The sequence below is a fragment of the Delftia tsuruhatensis NBRC 16741 genome (genome assembly GCF_001571325.1).
GTDB classification, from domain to species: Bacteria; Pseudomonadota; Gammaproteobacteria; order Burkholderiales; family Burkholderiaceae_C; genus Comamonas; species Comamonas tsuruhatensis.
Genome location: NZ_BCTO01000030.1, coordinates 93,149 through 113,288, shown reverse-complemented (window position 1 = coordinate 113,288; position 20,140 = coordinate 93,149). Strand labels below are relative to the sequence as shown.

Below are 20,140 nucleotides of genomic sequence, written 5' to 3'. Positions count from 1 at the left end.
ACCTTTTCCTTTCCGACGACTCCAGTTCCTCCCCGCTTATGGCCTCCGCTCTGACCGACAAACTTTCGCGACTCGTCAAGGAGATGCGCGGCCAGGCCCGCATCACCGAATCCAACGTACAGGACATGCTGCGCGAAGTGCGCATGGCCCTGCTCGAGGCCGACGTGGCCCTGCCCGTGGTGCGCGACTTCGTTGCGCGCGTCAAGGAAAAGGCGCTGGGCCAGGAGGTGCTGGGCTCCCTGCAGCCCGGCCAGCTGCTGGTGTCCATCGTCAACAAGGAACTGGCCGCCACCATGGGCGAGGGCGTGGCCGACATCAATCTCAACGCCCAGCCGCCTGCCGTCATCCTGATGGCCGGCCTGCAGGGCGCCGGCAAGACCACGACCACGGCCAAGCTGGCCAAGCACTTGATTGAAAAGCGCAAGAAAAAGGTGCTGACCGTGTCGGGCGACGTGTACCGCCCGGCCGCCATCGAGCAGCTCAAGACCGTGACCGGCCAGGCTGGCGCCGAGTGGTTCCCCTCCACGCCAGACCAGAAGCCCCACGACATTGCCGTGGCCGCGCTGGACTACGCCAAGCGCCACTTCTTTGACGTGCTGCTGGTCGATACGGCCGGCCGCCTGGCCATCGACGAGCTGCTGATGGCCGAGATCAAGGATCTGCACGCCACGCTCAAGCCGGTCGAGACCCTGTTCGTCGTCGATGCCATGCAGGGCCAGGATGCGATCAACACGGCCAAGGCCTTCAAGGAGGCCCTGCCCCTGACCGGCATCGTGCTCACCAAGCTCGATGGTGACTCGCGCGGCGGCGCGGCGCTGTCGGTGCGCCAGATCACGGGCGCGCCCATCAAGTTCGCCGGCGTGTCCGAGAAGATCGACGGCCTGGAAGTCTTCGACGCCGACCGCCACGCGCAGCGCGTGCTGGGCATGGGCGACATCGTGGCCCTGGTCGAGCAGGTCACCAAGGGCGTGGACATGGAGGCCGCCCAGAAGCTGGCCGAGAAGGTCAAGAGCGGTGACGGCTTCGACCTCAACGACTTCCTGGCCCAGATCCAGCAGATGAAGCAGATGGGCGGCCTGTCCAACCTCATGGACAAGCTGCCGGCACAGCTCACCGCCAAGGCCGGCCAGGTGGACATGGACAAGGCCGAGCGCGAGATCCGCCGCAAGGAAGGCATCATCTGCTCGATGACCGCCAAGGAGCGCAAGAAGCCCGAGATCATCAAGGCCACGCGCAAGAAGCGCATTGCCGACGGCGCGGGCGTGCAGGTCCAGGAAGTCAACCGCCTGCTCAAGGAGTTCGAGCAGATGCAGGAGATGATGAAGAAGATGAAGGGCGGCGGCCTCATGAAGATGATGAAGCGCATGGGCGGCATGAAGGCCATGAAGGGAATGATGGGCGGTGGCGGCGGCATGCCCAAGCTGCCGTTCTGAGCGGGCCGGGCCCCGCCGATGGACAGTCAAGCCGCAGCACAGCCTGCGGCTTTTCTTTGGCCGCTGCGGGGCTTTGTGAGAACATGCGGCGCCATGAAGGCTGGCGTTTCGACTTCCCTTGCGGCTTCCCGCGTGACTGCATCGCGGCTGTCTCGCCGTGACTGGGGCCTGCTGGCGGCGGCTGCGCTGCTGGCCGGCTGCTCGTCTGCTCCCCGCAAGGGCGCGGGTCCCGGGCCTGCTCCTTCGCCGCAGGCCCTGAACCTGGATGGCGAGTTGCGCGAGGCCCTGCTGGCGCGCACCATGCTCGTGGTCAACACGCCGTATACCTACGGCGGCAATTCGCCCGACGGCGGTTTCGACTGCAGCGGCCTGATCCAGTGGGCCGTGGGCGGCATTACCGAAAGCCGCCTGCCGCGCACCACGGCCCAGTGGGCGCAGTTCAGCAATCCCGTGGGCAGCCGCAGCTTGCAGCGCGGCGACTTCGTGTTCTTCAACACCCTGGGCTCGCGCTATTCGCACATGGGCATCTTTGTGGGCAACGGCCAGTTCGTGCATGCGCCGTCCAGCGGCGGCACGGTGCAGCGCGTGCGCATGGACAACCCCTATTTCGCCAGGCGCTTCACCGAAGCGCGCAGCATCTTCGCCTGAGCGCCTGCCAGGCAAGGCGCCGGGCTTGGCGCCGGCTCTTGAATCGATGGTCCAATGAGAGCTCCATAGAAATCCAGGGTTTCGGAATGGATAACAAGCTCGAATTCGCACAGCGCCTGCGCCAGGCCATCGAGGCTGCGGGTCTGGAGCCGCGGCCCAGCGTGCTGCTGAATCTGTTCAATTCCAGTTACTGGGGTCGGCCGATTTCGTTCCAGGCGGTTGCGCGCTGGCTCAACGGCGAGGCCGTGCCCGAGCAGGACAAGCTGGTGCTGCTGGCCGAGCTGCTCAGGATCGAGCCCGAAGTGCTGCGCTTTGGCGACCCTGCCCATCGGTCACTGCCGCCTCAGCACGAATGCCAGGAACCGGGCGTGGGCTATCTTGAACGCGAAACCTTCGACGCCTTTCTGAGGCTGCCCGCGCCGCAACGCCAGGTGGTGCGGGAGGTGATCCTGACCTTCGCCAAGGTGCACGGCGAAGGCTGAGGGCCGGGCCACCTGGCAGCCGTCACCGCACCGCCTGCGGCTGCCAGGGCATGGCATGCCAGGGATGGCGCGGATCGGCCACCCATTGCTGCACCTCCTCGGGCGTCACGCTGCGGCCCAGCACGTCGGCCCGGCCACGGGCCAGCCATTGGCTGCGGCCCCGCGCATAGGCCTGGCCGAAGGCCTGCCAGCTGTCAAAGCAATCCCGCGCGCGGCATGCGTTCAGGTGAAGGATCTGCTGGTGCAGGGCCTCGTCCAGCCAGCCCAGCAGCCAAGCACATCGCACGTGGAAGGCCACGCGCGCGCAGGCAAAGGCCATGGCGGCATGGGGATCGTCGCCGGCCTGCAGGCGCTGCAGGTCCAGCGTGAACCAGCGCTGGCGCAGGCCGTCGGGCAACTGGCGTGCGATCTGGGCATCGTCCAGGTCGGTGCGCAGGCCAAGGTGGTGCAGCACCATGGGGCGCAGCTGGGTGGTCAGGGCGTCGTCGGCACCATGGAGCTGCCGGTCTGCAAAGCCGCCCTGGATGGCGTGAAAGGCCATGGGATGGGCCAGGGCCAGGGCCCAGTCCAGCGCCGCATCGCCGCTGCGGTAGCTGCTGAAGTCGCCGCGCTGGCGCGCCGCACGCCTGCGGCGCAGGCCGGCGCGCACTGCCCACCAGACCAATGCAGACAGCACAACAAGAGTGAAGGCGGTCATCGCGGATTTCCTGTCCTGCCCGGCGATCCTGCCCGGCGCCGCGCCAGCTCCAGCGACTGCTGCAGGGCCGCGCTGCGCGGCATGCGCTCGAAGGCGGGCACGGGCACGGTGTCGCGGCGTGCCGCGACCAGCCATTGCATCAGGGGCGACCGGATATCCAGCTGCTCCAGCAGCGCCGGGTGGGACTGCAGCAGCCACAGCTGCTCGGCCTCGGTGTGCAGCTCGCCGGCCGCGCACCAGGCGCCGGTGTGGCCCGAGGCCAGCAGATGCGCCGGACGGCGCACGATGCCCATGGCCAGGGCATCCGCTGGCGCCTCGCCATCGGCATCGAGGTGGTTGAGCAGGGCCAGCACGTCGGCCAGGTAGCGCGCAATCGGCGGGCGGTTCTGCTTGCCCTTGATCTGGTCGATGCGCAGCCGCCCGCCGTCAAGCACCTGGGCGCTGACGGTGATGCGCGGCTGGGCCGTGCCCGTGCGGTAGCTGAACAGGCGCAGCCGGCCCTGCTCGCAGGCTTCGGCGTAGTGCTCGCCGTAGCCGCCGCGCAGTGCGCCGCGCTCGCTGAACTGGCCCAGGCAGTGGCGCATCATCTGGCTTTCATAGGCCATTTCGGCGCGCAGGTCCGGGCTTTGGGCATCGAATTCGACGAAGACACCCAGCTGGCCACGCAGCAGCGGGCGCACGGCGCCGGGTCGGTGCTCGGCCCAGCCGCTTTCGCTTTTTCTGGCGAAGGCCAGGTGCTCCAGCGTCCAGCGCGCCAGGGCCTGCGGGCAGTTGATGCGCTGCAGCTTGCCCTCAAGCGCCGTGCCGCGCCGGGTGGACAGGAACTCCAGCAGCCGGCTTTCCAGCGCCAGCAGCGGGGCGCTGTCAGGCTCCACCCACCACAGCGGTGCGCTGGCGCCGGCCGCAGGGCTGTCCTGTAGCGGTGGCTGGCGGGCCGCATGCGCGCGCAGGCGCTCCAGCGCCCAGGCGGCAGGCTCGGTGCGCCGGTGCAGGCGCAGCAGCTCGGCCTGCGTGGAGATGGGCTGAACGGCCGGCGGATCGGCGTCGAGGTTGCCGATCACGTGGCGGTAGAAGTGGTTGGCCAGCCAGGCCGCGATCTCCTGACTGTCGCCGCGCGCCGCGCTGCGCTCACGTATGCGCTGCTTGATGTCCGGCGCATTGACCACGTCGCGCGGGCGGTAGGCGCTGGCTGCCGTGGCGGCTCCCGGGTTCACCACAGCTTCCACCAGGGCTTGCTGTCCGAGTGCAGCTTGAGGCAGCGCTGGAGGCCGTCCCTGGCCATCTTGTGCTCGGCCTCGCTGTCATCGGGGGTGAGCTTGGCGATGGCCTCGCGGTGCAGGGCCACGGCCTGATCGATGGGGCCGCAGCTTTCCATGGCGCAGGCCAGGCGGCGCAGCGTGTAGCACTCGCCCAGGGCGCGCACTTCGGGCAGCAGGGCCTCCAGGCGGGGGCGCACCACGTCGCCATGGCTTTCGGAGAAGAAGTCGAGCAGGGACATCAGGGCCGCCAGGTAGTCGCGCCGCTGTTCGCGCTGCTCGTCTGCGTCCAGTTCCTCGAACCACTGGTCCAGGCGTTCCAGCCAGATGCCGATCTCGCCCGCGCGGCCGAGCTGGTAGAGCGCCAGCGCCACGCTGGGGAAGTAGTCGGTGGGGCAGTGGCGGCTGTAGCCGTAGTCCTGGGTGAAGTGCCACAGCTGCTCTGCCGCCGTGACGATGCCGGGTCGGTCGTCACGGCGGATGGCACACCACAGCAGGCCGTCATGGTGCTCGGCGAAGGGGCTGCTGGACAGTCCCTTGTGGTGCAGGGCTGCAGCCTCTTCATAGCGCTGCTGCGAGCGGTACTTGATGGCAAGGTTGTTGCAGAGCATGGAGTAGACGTGCAGGTGCGCATCCTTGTACCGGCCCTGGCCGGTGGCCCAGAAGGCTTCGAAGCGGGCCAGGCCCTCTTCGTAGTAACGCTGCACCAGCGGCTCGCGCACCTCGTCGCCCGGCACCTGCCGGCCTTCGCCCATGATGGCGGCCAGGTCGTCCTCGTCATCCAGCGTCACGCCCGCCGCATAGCACCAGTGGGCGCCGAAGCCCTGGGGAAAGGGCCGCTGCAGCGCCTGCGCGGCCGGCAGCGCGGCAAAGCGTGCGGCCCAGAGCATGGGCAGCAGTTCGGAGTTGGCGTGCCGGGGCTGCTCGCCCACGCCGCGCTCGAGCAGCGGCAGGGCCTGTTCCCATTGGTGGTTCCTGGCCAGGCGCCAGCCGTCGATCATGTCCAGCAGCGGATGGCCGGGCGCCTGGACACGCGCCAGGGCCAGGTAGTCGTCGGCGCTGCGCGCAGCAGCCGGGCTGTCTTCCAAGATCTCCTGCATGTCGGAGTCCAGGCCGGCCCAGGCCAGGATCAGCGCCCAGGCGGGGGCGTGGGCGGTGTCGCTGTCCACCATGCGCAGTGCCAGCTCATAGCCCTGGCGGGCCGATCCGGGGCGGCTGTGCAGCACGCTCTCCAGCGCCAGGTCCGCCGCATCGGCCAGGCGGCCCGCCTCTTGCAGCCATTGCAGCACCAGGCCGCTGAAGGCGTCGTCGGAGTCGTCCACCAGGCCGAAGCGGCCCAGCTCGGCCAGCTGCAGCGCGGCCTCTGGCTGGCCCATGGCATGGCAGGCCATGGCCTGCAGCCGTGCCTCATGGACCTTGCGGTGCGCGCGCACCGCCTGCGATGCGGCGGGGCTTTCCGTGCGGGCCAGGTGCTGCTGCGCCGCCATCAGCACGGCCGGGACGCTTTGCGGGGCCAGCGGCAGCACTTCGCGCGCAAGGTGCAGCCAGTCGTCGAAGTCCACGTTCTTGTCGGCGTCTGCCAGGGCCAACTGCGCCGTGGCGGCCTGCACATGGCGCACGGTGGCCGGCACATCGCCGCGCAGGCGGGCCAGCTCGGCCTTGCGCAGGCTGGCACGCGCGTCGCGGCGCGCGGGGGATGCCTCGCCGTCGGGGTCGCTGCGCTCGTGGTTGCGCTGCAGGTCCACGCCTTGCTCGGCCAGTTCCCAGGCCTGGGCCTCGCGGGCCAGGTAGTGCCAGCCATTCCAGTAGCGATAGGGCTCGCCGGTGTGCGGCAGCCGGCCCATGAGATCGGCGGCAGGCGCGAGCAGGGCCACGCCGCCTTCGCGGTCAAAGCGCAGCCGGCTCTGGATGTCGCTGAGCGCCAGGCTGGCCGTGGCCAGCAGGTGGTTGTCGCCCTGCAGGTGCTGCAGCGTGGCATCGCGGTGCTCGCGCAGCAGGGCGTTGGCGGTCTCGGGCCGTTCCAGGTCGAGCCAGAGATCGTGCAGACGCTCCAGCTCGCTCACCGTGGCCGGCGCGAAGCGCTGCTGCGAGAGCAGCTCCATGACGGCCGCCTGGCGTTCGGCCGGGGCGATGGGGCTGGTTTCATCTTCCTGTTGCAGCAGGTCGTGCGCCTGGTCCATGAAGGCATGCAGGGCTTCGCCCTCAAGGATGGCCTGGGCGTTGGCGGGCTGGGAGGTGTTCATGGAATCGATAGCAAGCAAGCGAAGCTGGAAAAGCCATGCAGGCCGACAGACCTCAGGGCGGCAACCCGCGATGCTAGCGGGCCGGCCCGCGCCAGGCCAGTGTGGCCGGGATGTTTTCACGTCCTGTTACATGCAAAAAGCCCGGCATTGCCGGGCTTTCGTTACGCAAGAGGTCGCTGGGCCACCGGGGCCGCCGGGATCAGGTTGGTATCAGTGGCGCACCACGACCTCGCCGCGCAGCGTGAAGGTGCGTGCCTCGGTGATCTTCACATCGATCATCTGGCCGATCAGGCGTTCGTTGCCCGGGAAGTTGACCACGCGGTTGCACTCGGTGCGGCCCATGAGTTCGCTGCCATCGCGCTTGGACAGTCCTTCCACCAGCAGGCGCTGCACCGTGCCCACGCGCTCGTCGCTGATGTCCTTGATGTTGTTGTTGATCACGGCCTGCAGCTCCTGCAGGCGGCGCAGCTTGACCTCGTGGGGCGTGTCGTCGTGCAGGTTGGCGGCCGGCGTGCCGGGGCGGGGGCTGAAGATGAAGCTGAAGCTGTTGTCGAAGCGCACGTCGTGGATGAGCTTCATCATCTTCTGGAAGTCTTCCTCGGTCTCGCCGGGGAAGCCCACGATGAAGTCGCTGCTCATGGCCATCTCGGGCCGGATGGCACGCAGCTTGCGGATGGTGCTCTTGTATTCCATGGCCGTGTAGCCGCGCTTCATGGCCATGAGTATCTTGTCGCTGCCGTGCTGCACGGGCAGGTGCAGGTGGCTGACCAGCTTGGGCAGCCGAGCGTAGGCCTCGATCAGGCGCGGCGTGAATTCGTTGGGATGGCTGGTGGTGTAGCGGATGCGCTCGATGCCGGGGATCTCGGACACGTATTCCAGCAGCAGGGCAAAGTCGGCGATCTCGGCCGTGTCACCCATCTTGCCCAGGTAGGCGTTCACGTTCTGGCCCAGCAGCGTGACCTCCTTCACGCCCTGGTCGGCCAGGCCCGCGACCTCGACCAGCACGTCCTCGAACGGGCGGCTGACTTCCTCGCCGCGCGTATAGGGCACGACGCAGTAGCTGCAGTACTTGGAGCAGCCTTCCATGATGGAGACAAAGGCCGAGGAGCCTTCCACGCGCGCCGGTGGCAGGTGGTCGAATTTCTCGATCTCGGGAAAGCTGATATCGACCTGGGGCTTGTGCCTGGCGGCGCGTGCATTGAGCAGCTCGGGCAGGCGGTGCAGGGTCTGCGGGCCGAAGACCACGTCCACATAGGGCGCGCGCTTGATGATTTCCTCGCCCTCCTGGCTGGCCACGCAGCCGCCCACGCCGATGAGCACGCCGCGTTCCTTCAGGTGCTTGTAGCGGCCCAGGTCGCTGAACACCTTCTCCTGTGCCTTCTCGCGCACCGAGCAGGTGTTGAACAGGATCAGGTCGGCCTGCTCCGGGTCGTCGGTGGACTCGTAGCCCTGGGCTGCGCCCAGCACATCGGCCATCTTGTCCGAGTCGTACTCGTTCATCTGGCAGCCGAAGGTTTTGATAAAGACTTTCTTGGACATGGTGGGGTTCCGTCAGGCAGCCGCCGCACTGCAAGCGGCGGTCTGCAAAAAAAGAAGATGGCCGGGCCAGGGCGGGCGCTGTGCTCCCTGGCCCGAGCCGCTGCGCCCCGCAAGCTGCGGGCCGCATCCATCGTGCGCGTGCGGTGTGCGCCGGCCTCAGTTGAAGAAGCGGTGCAGCATCGACTTGGGCTTGTAGTGCTTGTCGGCCTCGGCCTTGGTCAGGATCCAGGCCTGGTGCAGCCACTGCGTCTGCGGCTCGATCACATAGCCCACCACGAGCTTGCTGCCCTGGTAGTTGATGGCCTGCACCAGCGTGCGCTCGGGGCTGAACAGGCGAAAGCCCGGGCTGGTGCGAATGGTCTTGCCGTCGATTTCGACCACGGGAAACTGCGCGGTCACGACCAGCTCGCCGAACTGGGCCTGCGGCGGGAAGTTGCGTGTCTCGTTGGAGGGCAGGCCCTGCGCGGCCGCGCCCAGGCTGGCGCAGGCCAGGCCGGCGAGCAGGGCGCCGGCGCACAGGCGGCGGACGGCGGAGAAATGGGGCTTGCAGCGGTTCATGGTGTACATCCAGGGGCTGAACCCGCGATTCTACGAACTTGCCGCTGCGCGGGCGCGGCACTCGGGCATTGGGTCAGGCGCGGCCCGGCGCATACAGCACGGCCTTGGGCGGCCGGCACAGGCCCCAGAAGCGCAGGCCGGTCAGCTCGGCCATCTGCACACCCATGGCCGTGGGGGCGGAGATGGTGGCCAGGGCGGCGATGCCGACCCTGGCGCATTTGCGCACCAGCTCATGGCTGCCCCGGCTGGAGAGCACGACAAAGCCGGCCTCGCCCAGGCGGCCGGTGCGCGAGAGGCGGCCGACCAGCTTGTCCAGCGCGTTGTGGCGGCCCACGTCCTCGAGCACATCCGTCAGTTGCCCGTCCAGCCCTGCCCAGCCTGCGGCATGCACGGCGCCGGCTTCGGCGTTGAGCCGCTGCAGCGGCGGCAGGGCATCGATGGCAGCGCACACCGTGGTGGCATCGACACGGGCGATCCAGTCGTGCGCGGGCAGGGGGTCGAAGGACAGGTCCAGCGCCGCGAAGCTGTCCACGCCGCAGACGCCGCAGCCCGTGCGCCCGCTCATGCTGCGGCGCCGGTCCTTGAGGCGCGTGAAGCAGCGCGAGGCCACGTCCAGCTGCACCTCGATGCCGTCCATGCCGGACGGAAGGCCTGCCGCTTCGGCGGCCACGGCCCGCACCTCGATGCCGTAGCAGTCGGCGCCGCTGTCCAGGATGCCCTCGGTGAGCGCAAAACCCAGCGCAAAGTCTTCCAGGTCCGAGGGCGTACCCATCATCACGGCATGCGAGATGCCATTGAACACCAGGGCGATGGGGACTTCGCTGGCCAGCACCTGGGGTTCGGGCTGGAGGCTGACGGCGCCGCCATCGGCGATCCGGTGGCGCACCACCGCATGCGTGCGCAGTGCGGCAATGGCGGGCGCGATGGCGCAGGCAGCATCTGCCGGGCCCGAGTCCGGGGCGGGTGCGGGAGCGTGTTCGGTGGTGGCGTTCATGGCGTGGGCCGCGCAGGCGGCCTGCGCATGATATCGGTGCCGCCGCGCAGCTTCAGTCCAGCAATGCCATGCCCTTGATCTGGGCGAAGACATGCATGCCCGGCGCAATGCCCAGCTGCCGGGCGGAATGCAGGGTGATGCGCGCCAGCAGGCGGGACGTGCCCAGCTGCAGCGAGACCATGACCTGGCCCGGGCCGTCCTCGCGCAGATCCTGCACGGTGGCCGCCAGGATGTTGAGGATGCTGCTGTCTTGCGGGTGCTGCAGGCTCAGGCTCACATCGCGCGCCTGCACGCGCAGCTGCACGCTCTCGCCGATGGGGCGCGGGCGGGCCATGACAAGGCGAAGGCGCCCGCCGTCGAAGGACAGCGTGCTCAGGTGGGTATCCGGATCGTGCTGCCGGATCTGCGCACTGAGCATGGCCGCTGCCGTGTCGCCCATGCTCAGCGGCAGGTCCAGCCGTGCCAGCAGTTCGCTGGTGGCGCCGGCCGCGACGATGCCGCCTGCCTTGAGCAGCACCAGGTGCTGGGCCAGGCGCGCTACCTCGTCGATGGAGTGGCTGACATAGACCACGGGAATGTCGAGTTCACGGCGCAGCTGGTCCAGGTAGGGCAGGACCTCGGCCTTGCGCTGGGCGTCCAGCGCGGCCAGCGGTTCGTCCATGAGCAGCACGCGGGGGCTGGTGGCCAGGGCGCGCGCAATGGCCACGCGCTGGCGCTCGCCGCCCGACAGGGTGGAGGGCATGCGGTCCATCAAATGGCCTATGCCCAGCAGGGACACGGCCTGCTCCTGGGACACCTTGCGCCGCTCGGCGGGCGTGCGCCGCATGCCGTAGTCGATGTTGCGCTGCACGCTCAGGTGCGGGAACAGGCTGGCTTCCTGGAACACATAGCCCAGAGCGCGGCGGTGCGTGGGCAGCCACTGGCTGGCCGCATCGTCCTGCCAGACCTCGCCATTGACGACGACACGGCCCCGTGCGCGCTCCAGCCCCGCCAGCGCGCGCAAGCAGGTGGTCTTGCCGCAGCCCGAAGGGCCGAACAGGGCCGTGACGCCGCGCCCGGGCAGCTGCAGCAGCACATCGAGGCGGAAGTCGGCACGCTCCAGCGCCAGCGCAGCAAGGATTTGCGAAGGGCTCGCGGCGGGCACGGCGCCGGCCGAAGCAACGGGAGAGAAGTCAGTCATCATGCGCGGCGCTCCTCGCGCGGCTGCAACAGGTGCAGGGCCAGCAGCACCAGGAAGGAGAACACCACCATGCCGCCGGCCAGCCAGTGGGCGTGGGCGTACTCCATGGCCTCCACATGGTCGTAGATCTGCACCGAGACCACGCGCGTCACGCCGGGGATATTGCCGCCCAGCATCAGCACCACGCCGAACTCGCCCACGGTGTGCGCGAAGGTCAGCACGGCTGCGGTGATGAAGCCCGGGCGCGCCAACGGCAGCGCCACGGTGAAGAAGCGGTCCAGCGGCCCCGCGCCCAGGCTGGCCGCGGCCTCCATGGGGCGCGTGCCCAGCGACTCGAAGGCGCGCTGCAGCGGCTGCACCGTGAACGGCAGGGAATAGACTAGGGACCCGATGACCAGGCCTGCAAAGGTGAAGGGCAGGGTGCCCAGCCCCAGCGCCTGCGTCAACTGGCCCACGGGGCCATTGGGCCCCATGGTCACCAGCAGGTAGAAGCCGATCACCGTGGGTGGCAGCACCAGGGGCAGCGCCACCACGGCGCCAATCGGGCCGCGCCAGCGCGAGCGCGTATGGGCCAGCCACCAGGCCAGCGGCGTGCACAGCGCCAGCAGCAGCACCGTGGTCACGCTGGCAAGTTTCAGCGTCAGACGTATGGCGGCGTAGTCGTCGGCGGTAAGAATCATGCTGGAAGAATTCAGTGGTTCGCAGCGCTGGTGTCGTCCCCCTACCGCGCAGCGAGAGAGGGGAAGGCGCGTCAGCGCCTCAGGGGAAGCCTAGAGCCCGTAGCCGTAGGAGCGGATGATGGCACGCGCTTTGTCAGCACGCAGGTACTTCATCAGCTCGGTGGCGGCTTCGTTGTCCTTGCCGCTGTGGAGCACGATGGCGTCCTGGCGGATGGGCTCGTGCATGGCGGCGGGCACCTGCCAGGCCGAGCCTTCGCGCAGCTTGCCGTTTTCCATCACCTGCGACAGGGCCACGAAGCCCAGCTGGGCATTGCCCGTGGCCGCGAACTGGTAGGTCTGGGCGATGTTCTCGCCCATGACGATGCGCGGCTGCACCTGGGCCGTGATGCCCAGCTTGTCCAGCACTTCCATGGCGGCCGTGCCGTAGGGCGCGAGCTTGGGGTTGGCCACGGCGATGTGCCTGTAGTCGCCGGTCTTGAGGACCTCGCCCTTGTCGTCCACATAGCCGGGCTTGGGGCTCCACAGCACGAGCTGGCCGATGGCGTAGGTGAAGCGCGAGTCGGGCAGGCCACGGCCTTCCTTGACGATCTTTCCAGGCGTGGTGTCGTCGGCGGCCAGCAGGATCTGGAAGGGCGCGCCGTTGACGATCTGCGCGTAGAACTTGCCCGTGGCGCCGAAGGACAGCAGGGCCTTGTGCCCGGTGTCCTTCTCGAACTCGGCGGCGATCTTCTGCATGGGCGCCGTGAAGTTGGCGGCAACGGCCACCGACACTTCGGCAGCCTGCGCAGCGACACCGCCCAACAGGGCAAGGGCGGCAAAGGCGGTGGCACGCAGGGGCTGGTTCACGTTCATGGGTCTCTCGCTATTCCGTTGGTGAATAGCGCAGTGTAACGACCTGAAAATGCGCATGCAGGGTGCAGGCGTTTTGCTTGGCGGGAAATAACGCTTGGCGGGCATGATGTCGCGCATGACTGCCGACGCTCCTGCTTCACCCTCCGATCTGGCGCCCGCGCTGGGCCATGACCTGGCTGACCGCCGCCTCGCCATCCTGCACCATATCGCAGCAGGGCATTCGATTTCACAGGCGGCGCGCGAGGCCGGCGTCAGCTACAAGGCGGCATGGCAGGCGCTGGATGTGCTGACCAATCTCGCGGGCTGTGCCCTGGTGGAGCGCTCGGTCGGCGGCGCCGGCGGCGGCGGCGCGCGCATCACCGCAGCCGGGCAGTCCCTGCTGGCCATGGCCGATGCGCTGGAGCAGGCCCGTGCACAGGTGCTGCAGCGCTTTGGCGGGCCGGCCGGCGTTTCCTCGGCGGCTCCCGGACTGGGGCTGGGCCTGCGCACCAGCATGCGCAATCTGTGGCCTTGCCGGGTCGGGGCCCTGCAGGCGCAGGGTGCCCAGGTCCGCGTCTGGATGCTGCCCGATGGCGGTGGCGATGCACCAGGCATTGCCGCACGCATCACCGCCGAAAGCGCCCAGTTGCTGGGCCTGGCCCCTGGCCTGCCCGTGATGGCGCTGTGCAAGGCCACTGCCGTCCAGGTGCTGCCAGTGGCGCCGCTGGCCGGTGCGCAGGGCCTGGCCAATGCCTGGCCTGCCAAGGTGCAACGCCTGGCCCGTGCCGAGGGGGACGGACCGCGCGAAGTGGTGGCCAGGCTGCCCTGGGGCGGCAGCGGCGTGGGGTATGCGGCGCAGCAGGCGCAAGGCGAGCCCTGGACGCTGCGCACAGGACGCAAGGTCTGGCTGTCGGTGCCGGAGTCCGCCGTGGTGCTGGCCGTGGCCGACTGACACGACTGACCTGACAGGGTCGATTGAGCTGATTGGGCCGATTGGGCGTCGAGAAGGCCGCAGCGCGTTGCGCGTGCGCTGCAGTGGCTGCAGATTCGGACGGGTCTTATGGCGCATCCCGGGCGGGATACGAAAAATTGTGCCGCAGCGCAACCTGCGCGCTCCGGTGGCGCAGGCTTTCCCGGCGACCGATCCATCGAAACCTCCCTGGCCCCCATGAGCATCCTGAAATTGCGCAGGCAAGAGAAAGTGGCGTTCTACACCGCCTTGCTGTGTTCGTCCGTCGCGGCGTTCATCTTCTTCGCGTCCAAGGACGTGGCGGACAGTCTGGAGCAGCGGCTGGGTGCGCTGGCCATCTGCATCGTCATCGGCGCCGTGGTGACCCTGTTCAATCACTGGTGGTTCAGAGTCTGGGGCTGGCACCTGGTGCCGGTCACCCTGCTCCTGTTCTATGGCGGCACGCTGGTCGCAGGCTGGCTGTTTGGTGGTCGATGATCGCGATGGTGCCGAAGGGGAACCTGCCGCAATGCTTTGCGTCGAAGAGCCTTTGCGACTGCCTCCCAGGCCTCACACGGCCTTGCCCCTGCCATGAAGACCACCCTGTCCGCCGCCCTGATCTGCCTGTTCCTGTCTGCCCCGGCCCTGGCCCGTCCGCTGGACCCAGCGCCGCTGGATGCCTCGCAGTTCAACCTGGGACTGGTCGGCCTTGCCGGCGAGATTTCGCCAGCGGAGCAGCATCTGGAGGCCATGCTCAGGCGGCCCGAGGCCAATGCCGTCCTGCTGTCGGTGATCGACGATCCGCGAAGCTCGCCCGTGGCCAAGCTCTATGCGCTGTGCGGGCTCAAGCGCATGGGCAGTGGCGGCTACGAGGCAGCGCTGGTCAAGCTGCGCGGCTTCGAGGGCCAGGTTTCCGTGATGCTGGGCGACCAGATGTTCCAGGAAGACATCCGAGAGGCGGCAGACCGCATCGAAAACCTGGAATGCAGCGAGGGCGGCTGAGCCCCTAGCCGGCCGGTCCCGGGACAAAAAAAGAGCTGCCATCGGCAGCTCTTTGCATGGCAGGGCCGTTGCACGCACCACTCAGGACAGCTCGCGACCCTTGAGTTCGGGGATCAGAAAGGCCGTGGCCAGCATGTCCAGCACATAGATGGCCGCCAGCAGGGCGATCGCCACCTGGAACGAATAGCTCATGGCCAGCGCACCGATCACCACCGGGCCCAGTCCGCCCACGGCGCGGCCGATGTTGAACAGCACGTTCTGCGCGGTGGCGCGCGCCTCGGTGGGATAGGCCTCGCTCATCACGGCGCCGTAGCCGCCCATCATTCCGTTGACGAACAGGCCCATGAGGGCCCCCGCCCAGAGCATGGCCGCAGGGTCGGACAGCTGTGAATAGAGCACGACCATAATGACCGAGCCCAGCTGGAAGATCAGGAAGCTGGGCTTGCGGCCGATGCGGTCGGCCAGCTGGCCGAAGACCCAGATGCCGACCATCATTCCCACCACGGTCACGGCAGTCCATATCGAGGACTTGGTCAGGCTGAAGCCCAGTTGCTTGGACAGGAAGCTGGGCATCCAGATCATGATGCCGTAGTAGCCGAAGTTCTGGACCGAGGTCAGCACGATCACACCCAGGCTGACCTTGGCCGTGGCGCGGTCCTTCACCAGCAGCTTCAGGCTTTGCAGCACCGGCACGCGGGCCGACGGCGTGGCGGACTGCTGGCGCTTCACGAAGACCTCGGGCTCGTGCAGCTTGTTGCGGATCACCCAGGCCACCACGGCCGGGATCACGCCCACCAGGAACATGCCGCGCCAGCCTATGAGGGGCAGCAGCAGCGGCGTCAGCAGCGCCGCACCCAGCACACCCATTTGCCAGCCCAGGGCCACGTAGGACGAGACGCGCGCGCGGTGGCGGGCAGGCCAGGCCTCGGCGGCCAGTGCCATGCCGATGCCGAACTCGCCGCCCAGGCCGATGCCCGCAATCGTGCGGTAGGCCAGCAGGTCCCAGTAGCCCTGCGCGAAGGCGCACAGGCCCGTGAAGACTGCGAACAGCATGATGGTCCAGGTCAGCACGCGGATGCGCCCGTAGCGGTCGCTGAGCAGGCCGAAGAAGATGCCGCCGAACACGGCACCGATCAGCGTCCAGGTCACCAGCGAGCCGGCCTGGCCCGGCGTGAGGTGCAGGTCGGCCGAGATGGCCGACAGCATGAAGCCCAGGATCAGCAGGTCGAAGCCGTCCATGGCATAGCCGACGGCCGAGCCGGCCAGGGCCTTCCAGCTGTAGCCATTGACCTGGGTGGCATGGGCGCCGGCATGCGTGTCTGTGCTGGCGCCGGCAGCATGGGCTGCGAGCGCCCCGGAGGAAGTGGTGGTCACGTGAAGATCCTTGAAAGCCAGGACGGCGCGCGCTCTCGCTGGGGTGCGGCACCGCGCAAAACGCCTGCGCCGCCGGCTGAGCCGGCGTGCGGGCACGCTGCGCGTGTGCTGCATCCTGGGAAGGCGATGGGCACGGGAGTCCTGGTGGGAAAACAAGCTGGGCGGCCGGCATGCCGGAGCATGGCAGGGGCTGCGCGCAAAGACAGAGCGCAAGGTGCAGCGCCAAAAGACCGCTTCTGCAAAAAGCGAAAGCCCTGAATCGGCTGGGCGATCAGGGCTTGGAGGCTGCGGGCAGGCCCGGTGAAAAGGGCGCTCCCATGCGGGCGGGCGCAATGGTAAGGGAAGTGGCCGGACAAGGCAAGTAGGGCAGTCTTGCCAGACAGCTTCTACGGCATGGACGGCTGGTACTGCCCGGCGGGCGCGGGACGGATTCGGGTGTTGCGCGGATGCAGCAGCCCCTGTGCTGCCGATGGCCCAGACAATTGAAGAAACGATAATGAGAACAAATCGCATTCGCTTTCTCTTCGTGCCCTTCGACCCATCGGAGGGCATGGCGAGGAAGTTTTTTTATTGCCGTATTGCTGTTCTCCCGGAGCTTTTCATGCCACTGCATCGCCTTCAACCCGGCCATCGCCCTGCGCCTCTTGCGCTGGCCATCTCCCTTGCCATCGGCGCCCTGTCCGCCCAGGCTCAGGCATTGCCGGACACGCAGAACCCGGCCACGCTGCCCACGGTCAACGTGATCTCCAACCAGTTGGGCGAGGTGACCGAAGGCTCGGGCTCCTATACGCCGGGCACCATTGCCACAGCCACGCGCATGGTGCTGACGCCGCGCGAGACGCCGCAGTCCATCAGCGTGGTCACACGCCAGAAGATGGATGACTTCAACCTCACCTCCATCGACCAGGTGATGGAGCACACGCCCGGCATCAGCATCGTCACCTATGACAGCGAGCGCACCGAGTACTACGCCCGCGGCTTCGCCATCCAGAACTTCCAGTACGACGGCATTCCGATGATGCGCGACTCCGCGTACTCGGCCGGCAACACCCTCAGCGACATGGCGATCTATGACCGCGTCGAGGTGCTCAAGGGCGCAACCGGCCTGCTCACGGGCAGCGGCACTCCGGGCGCGACCATCAACCTGATCCGCAAGAAGCCCACGCGCGATTTCCGCGGGCATGCGTCCATCTCTGCGGGCAGCTGGAGCAACTACCGCACCGAGGTGGATGTGGGCGGCGCACTCAATGCAAGCGGCAGCGTGCGCGCGCGTGGCGTGGCCGCCTACCAGGACAAGGACTCGTTCATGGACCGCTATTCGCGCAAGACCGCGACGCTCTACGGCATTGTGGAAATGGACCTGACGCCACGCACTTTGCTGACGCTGGGCGGCGATGCGCAGAACAACCGTCCGGTCAACTCCACCTGGGGCGGCATTCCCCTGCTCAATGCCGATGGCCAATTCAATGACATGCCGCGCTCGCACAACAACGGCACGCGCTGGAGCCGCTGGGACCAGTACACGCGCACGGCCTTTGCCACGCTGGAGCACAGCTTCGGCAACGGCTGGGTGGCCAAGGCGCAGTTCAACCACCAGATCAACGGCTACAACGCCAACCTGGGCGCGGCGGCTGCGGGCTTCCCCAACCCGGCCGACGGCTCCGGCGTGTCGCTGTGGCGCGGCCAGTACATAGGCCGCACCACCAGCAATGCGCTCGATGCCTACGCCAGCGGGCCCTTCTCGCTGGGCGGGCGCGAGCACGAACTGGTGCTGGGCGCCAGCGTAGCGAGGCGCCACTGGAAGAACGATGGCTACTGGCAGCTGCCCGCCGACTATGTGTCCACGGTCAATGACTACTACCACTGGAATGGCGATTCGCGCCTGCCGGTGTGGGGCGCCTCACCCGACTACGTGAACAGCGAAGTGACCAAGGAGCAGGGCTTGTACACGGCGGCGCGCTGGAACCTGGCGGCCGACCTCAAGCTGATCACGGGCGGGCGCTGGTCCAACTATCGCAACCAGGTGCAGGGTCAGCGCGAGACCGGCGTTTTCGTGCCCTATGTGGGCGCGATCTACGACCTCAATGGCAACTATTCGGTCTACGCCAGCTACACCAGCATCTTCAGCCCGCAGTCCAAGCAAAACGAGAGCGGCAAGGCGCTGGACCCGCTGCGCGGCAACAACGCCGAGGTCGGCGTCAAGGCGGCCTTCATGGACGGCCGCCTCAATGCATCGGCGGCGCTGTTCCAGCTTCAGCAAGACAACTTCGGTATCGAGACCGGCGGCCTGACGCCCGGCGGCGCCACGGCCTACCGGGCCGTCGATGGCGTCAGGACGCGCGGCTTCGAGGCGGAGATATCCGGCCAGATCACGCCCGCCTGGCAACTGCAGGCCGGTTTCTCGCATGCCATTTCGCGCGACCAAGGCAAGCGCGTGGCCACGCTCACGCCCTCCAACCAGTTCAGCCTGCACACCAGCTACAGGCTGGACGGCCCGCTTTCCGGCCTGACGGTGGGCGGCGGCGCGCGCTGGCAGGACAAGACCTGGGGCGACATCTCCACGCCATCGGGCGGCACGGCCGTTCACACCGTCAAGGGCTACTGGCTGCTGGACATGATGGCGCGCTACGAGTTCAGCAAACAGCTGTCGGCCACCGTCAACGTGCGCAACCTGCTGGACAAGAAGTACTACACCATCTTCAGCTACTACAGTACCTACACCTGGGGCGAGCCGCGCTCGGTGAATGTCAGCCTGAACTACAAGTTCTGAGGCCGGGCCCGCGCTGCGCCAGCGCGGGGTCTTTGGCCCTGGCGCCAAGGGCGCCGTGCTAGGCTGGCGCCCGCTGCGGCCCGTGCGCCGCAAGCGCTCCCATTGCCGTCCGTTCACTGCCCGTTGGCCGCCCGGGTCCGTCTATGACCTTGCGGTGCAGTGCGGCGATATCTCGCAGGTTTTGCCAATAAAAACAATTCTCATTACAGTTTGGCATTCCGAGTTCTCCAACCTCCGATCCTTTCTGCCATGCATCCCATCCTGATTGCAGCCGCCCTCGCTTTGGGCGCGGCCGCCCCGATGAGCCAGGCCGCAGCCGCCGGCACCGTTCAACAGCCCGTGAAGAAGAACCTCTCCGTTGCAGAGGTGGTCAAGCATTACGGCACCCTGGTGCACGCCAATTACTCGGATTCCATCAGCTCCGCCAAGACCATGCAGAAAGCCATCGGGGCCTTTCTCGCATCACCCAGCGAACAGGGCCTGAACAATGCGCGCAAGGCCTGGCTGGATGCACGCGAGTACTACGGCCAGACCGAGGCCTTCCGCTTCTACGCCGGTCCCATCGACAACGATGAAGGACCCGAAGGCCAGATCAACGCCTGGCCCATGGACGAGTCCTATGTGGACTATGTGGAAGGCAACCCCAATGCCGGCATCATCAACAACCGCAAGGAAGCCATCACCAAGAAGCGCCTGGCCGAACTCAACGAGCATGACGGCGAGGAGAACGTTTCCACCGGCTGGCACGCCATCGAGTTCATGCTCTGGGGCCAGGACCTGAATGACAAGGGACCGGGCGCGCGTCCCTACACTGACTTCGTCGATGGCAAGAAGTCCAACGCCGACCGCCGCCGTGAGTACCTGAAGGTGGTGACCGAGTTGCTGATCGAGGATCTGCAGTCGGTGGCCGACCAGTGGAAGCCCGGCTCGGCCAAGAATTTCCGCGCCCAGTTCGAGAAAAAGCCCGACGACGCGCTGCGCCGCATCTTCGTGGGCCTGGGTTCGCTGTCGCGCGGCGAGCTGGCCGGCGAGCGCCTGGAAGTGGCCCTGGCCAGCCGCGACCAGGAAGACGAGCACTCCTGCTTCTCGGACAACACGCATCGCGATGCCGTGACCAATGCCCAGGGCATCCTCAACGTCTGGCAGGGCAGCTACAAGCGCCTGGACGGCAGCGAGCTGCAAGGCCCGGGCATCAGGGACTGGGTGGCTTCCAAGGACAGCGCGCTGGCCGACAGGACCACGCGCCAGATCACGCAGTCGGTGCAGGCGGCCCAGGCCATTCCCGCGCCGTTCGACCAGGCCATCCAGGGCGCGCGCGACTCGGCCTCGCGCGCCAAGATCCAGGCCACCATCGACAGCCTGGTCCAGCAGAGCAAGGACCTGGTGGAGGCGGCCAATGCCGTCGGCATCACCCAGCTCAACCTGGTGGACCCCAAGGCCAACTAAAAGAACATTCACCCCAAGCGTCCAACCCCTCTCACGCCCATGCGCCAAGGCCGCCGCC

At 67.7% G+C, this 20,140-nt stretch carries 18 protein-coding genes; 8 read left to right on the top strand and 10 right to left on the bottom strand.

Going from position 1 to position 20,140, the window contains the following annotated elements; translation table 11 throughout:
- Positions 1-38 precede the first annotated feature (38 nt).
- The 3 genes from ffh (at position 39) to DTS01S_RS15690 (ending at position 2,563) form a co-directional block, all read left to right on the top strand.
- Positions 39-1,433 (top strand): signal recognition particle protein, encoded by a 1,395-nt coding sequence (gene ffh / locus DTS01S_RS15700; protein WP_016447993.1) that lies wholly within the window; start codon positions 39-41, stop codon positions 1,431-1,433.
- A gap of 93 nt (positions 1,434-1,526) precedes the next feature.
- Positions 1,527-2,081 (top strand): C40 family peptidase, encoded by a 555-nt coding sequence (locus DTS01S_RS15695; protein ID WP_016447992.1) that lies wholly within the window; start codon positions 1,527-1,529, stop codon positions 2,079-2,081.
- 86 nt (positions 2,082-2,167) lie between these two features.
- The gene (locus DTS01S_RS15690; protein ID WP_061288084.1) at positions 2,168-2,563 is read left to right on the top strand and encodes a helix-turn-helix domain-containing protein; all 396 of its coding nucleotides are present in this window, start codon (positions 2,168-2,170) and stop codon (positions 2,561-2,563) included.
- A gap of 22 nt (positions 2,564-2,585) precedes the next feature.
- Here the strand turns inward: DTS01S_RS15690 and DTS01S_RS15685 are convergent, their stop codons facing one another.
- The 9 genes from DTS01S_RS15685 to modA form a co-directional block, all read right to left on the bottom strand.
- Positions 2,586-3,260 carry a DUF1266 domain-containing protein gene (locus DTS01S_RS15685; RefSeq protein ID WP_061288083.1) on the bottom strand — a complete coding sequence of 225 codons (675 nt, stop codon included), beginning with the start codon at positions 3,258-3,260 and terminating at the stop codon, positions 2,586-2,588.
- Entirely contained in the window at positions 3,257-4,474 is a 1,218-nt protein-coding gene (locus DTS01S_RS15680; protein ID WP_082774921.1) for a collagen alpha-1(I) chain, read from the bottom strand. Before DTS01S_RS15680 ends, DTS01S_RS15685 begins: the two co-directional genes overlap by 4 nt.
- Entirely contained in the window at positions 4,471-6,759 is a 2,289-nt protein-coding gene (locus tag DTS01S_RS15675; protein ID WP_061288077.1) for a hypothetical protein, read from the bottom strand. Before DTS01S_RS15675 ends, DTS01S_RS15680 begins: the two co-directional genes overlap by 4 nt.
- A gap of 210 nt (positions 6,760-6,969) precedes the next feature.
- Complete coding sequence (gene miaB / locus DTS01S_RS15670; RefSeq protein WP_016447987.1) at positions 6,970-8,298, bottom strand: tRNA (N6-isopentenyl adenosine(37)-C2)-methylthiotransferase MiaB; 1,329 nt, start codon at positions 8,296-8,298, stop codon at positions 6,970-6,972.
- A gap of 156 nt (positions 8,299-8,454) precedes the next feature.
- Positions 8,455-8,856: a hypothetical protein gene (locus tag DTS01S_RS15665; RefSeq protein WP_016447986.1), complete on the bottom strand. Its 402-nt coding sequence runs from the start codon at positions 8,854-8,856 to the stop codon at positions 8,455-8,457.
- Between the two features lie 73 nt (positions 8,857-8,929).
- A complete protein-coding gene (fdhD, locus tag DTS01S_RS15660; RefSeq protein ID WP_061288075.1) occupies positions 8,930-9,850 on the bottom strand; it encodes a formate dehydrogenase accessory sulfurtransferase FdhD in 921 nt (306 codons plus the stop codon).
- A gap of 52 nt (positions 9,851-9,902) precedes the next feature.
- Positions 9,903-11,033, bottom strand: a complete 1,131-nt coding sequence (gene modC, locus DTS01S_RS15655; protein WP_061288073.1) for a molybdenum ABC transporter ATP-binding protein — start codon at positions 11,031-11,033, stop codon at positions 9,903-9,905.
- Positions 11,030-11,710: a molybdate ABC transporter permease subunit gene (modB, locus tag DTS01S_RS15650; protein WP_016453156.1), complete on the bottom strand. Its 681-nt coding sequence runs from the start codon at positions 11,708-11,710 to the stop codon at positions 11,030-11,032. The genes modC and modB overlap by 4 nt, the downstream gene beginning before the upstream one ends.
- 90 nt (positions 11,711-11,800) lie before the next feature.
- The gene (gene modA, locus DTS01S_RS15645; RefSeq protein WP_061288071.1) at positions 11,801-12,562 is read right to left on the bottom strand and encodes a molybdate ABC transporter substrate-binding protein; all 762 of its coding nucleotides are present in this window, start codon (positions 12,560-12,562) and stop codon (positions 11,801-11,803) included.
- 103 nt (positions 12,563-12,665) lie between these two features.
- On the opposite strand from modA, the gene DTS01S_RS15640 reads away from it, so the two are divergent.
- The 3 genes from DTS01S_RS15640 (at position 12,666) to DTS01S_RS15630 (ending at position 14,492) form a co-directional block, all read left to right on the top strand.
- Positions 12,666-13,493 (top strand): TOBE domain-containing protein, encoded by an 828-nt coding sequence (locus tag DTS01S_RS15640; protein ID WP_061288069.1) that lies wholly within the window; start codon positions 12,666-12,668, stop codon positions 13,491-13,493.
- Between the two features lie 216 nt (positions 13,494-13,709).
- Positions 13,710-13,988, top strand: a complete 279-nt coding sequence (locus tag DTS01S_RS15635) for a hypothetical protein (protein WP_034364236.1) — start codon at positions 13,710-13,712, stop codon at positions 13,986-13,988.
- Positions 13,989-14,081: 93 nt separating this feature from the next.
- The gene (locus DTS01S_RS15630; protein ID WP_016447979.1) at positions 14,082-14,492 is read left to right on the top strand and encodes a hypothetical protein; all 411 of its coding nucleotides are present in this window, start codon (positions 14,082-14,084) and stop codon (positions 14,490-14,492) included.
- 81 nt (positions 14,493-14,573) lie between these two features.
- Here DTS01S_RS15630 and DTS01S_RS15625 read toward each other — a convergent pair whose 3' ends face one another.
- Positions 14,574-15,866 (bottom strand): MFS transporter, encoded by a 1,293-nt coding sequence (locus DTS01S_RS15625; RefSeq protein WP_016453158.1) that lies wholly within the window; start codon positions 15,864-15,866, stop codon positions 14,574-14,576.
- Between the two features lie 601 nt (positions 15,867-16,467).
- Here DTS01S_RS15625 and DTS01S_RS15620 point away from each other — a divergent pair.
- Complete coding sequence (locus DTS01S_RS15620) at positions 16,468-18,636, top strand: TonB-dependent siderophore receptor (RefSeq protein ID WP_016447977.1); 2,169 nt, start codon at positions 16,468-16,470, stop codon at positions 18,634-18,636.
- Between the two features lie 249 nt (positions 18,637-18,885).
- Positions 18,886-20,082, top strand: coding sequence for an imelysin family protein (locus DTS01S_RS15615; protein WP_016447976.1), 1,197 nt, complete (start codon positions 18,886-18,888; stop codon positions 20,080-20,082).
- The last annotated feature ends 58 nt before the right edge of the window (positions 20,083-20,140 follow it).

Excerpts from the sequence above, each read along its gene's own strand:
- ffh (WP_016447993.1), top strand. The coding sequence starts at position 39 with ATGGCCTCCGCTCTGACCGACAAACTTTCGCGACTCGTCAAGGAGATG.
- DTS01S_RS15695 (WP_016447992.1), top strand. The coding sequence starts at position 1,527 with ATGAAGGCTGGCGTTTCGACTTCCCTTGCGGCTTCCCGCGTGACTGCA.
- DTS01S_RS15690 (WP_061288084.1), top strand. The coding sequence starts at position 2,168 with ATGGATAACAAGCTCGAATTCGCACAGCGCCTGCGCCAGGCCATCGAG.
- DTS01S_RS15685 (WP_061288083.1), bottom strand. The coding sequence starts at position 3,260 with ATGACCGCCTTCACTCTTGTTGTGCTGTCTGCATTGGTCTGGTGGGCA.
- DTS01S_RS15675 (WP_061288077.1), bottom strand. The coding sequence starts at position 6,759 with ATGAACACCTCCCAGCCCGCCAACGCCCAGGCCATCCTTGAGGGCGAA.
- miaB (WP_016447987.1), bottom strand. The coding sequence starts at position 8,298 with ATGTCCAAGAAAGTCTTTATCAAAACCTTCGGCTGCCAGATGAACGAG.
- DTS01S_RS15665 (WP_016447986.1), bottom strand. The coding sequence starts at position 8,856 with ATGAACCGCTGCAAGCCCCATTTCTCCGCCGTCCGCCGCCTGTGCGCC.
- fdhD (WP_061288075.1), bottom strand. The coding sequence starts at position 9,850 with ATGAACGCCACCACCGAACACGCTCCCGCACCCGCCCCGGACTCGGGC.
- modC (WP_061288073.1), bottom strand. The coding sequence starts at position 11,033 with ATGATGACTGACTTCTCTCCCGTTGCTTCGGCCGGCGCCGTGCCCGCC.
- modB (WP_016453156.1), bottom strand. The coding sequence starts at position 11,710 with ATGATTCTTACCGCCGACGACTACGCCGCCATACGTCTGACGCTGAAA.
- modA (WP_061288071.1), bottom strand. The coding sequence starts at position 12,562 with ATGAACGTGAACCAGCCCCTGCGTGCCACCGCCTTTGCCGCCCTTGCC.
- DTS01S_RS15640 (WP_061288069.1), top strand. The coding sequence starts at position 12,666 with ATGATGTCGCGCATGACTGCCGACGCTCCTGCTTCACCCTCCGATCTG.
- DTS01S_RS15635 (WP_034364236.1), top strand. The coding sequence starts at position 13,710 with ATGAGCATCCTGAAATTGCGCAGGCAAGAGAAAGTGGCGTTCTACACC.
- DTS01S_RS15630 (WP_016447979.1), top strand. The coding sequence starts at position 14,082 with ATGAAGACCACCCTGTCCGCCGCCCTGATCTGCCTGTTCCTGTCTGCC.
- DTS01S_RS15620 (WP_016447977.1), top strand. The coding sequence starts at position 16,468 with ATGCCACTGCATCGCCTTCAACCCGGCCATCGCCCTGCGCCTCTTGCG.
- DTS01S_RS15615 (WP_016447976.1), top strand. The coding sequence starts at position 18,886 with ATGCATCCCATCCTGATTGCAGCCGCCCTCGCTTTGGGCGCGGCCGCC.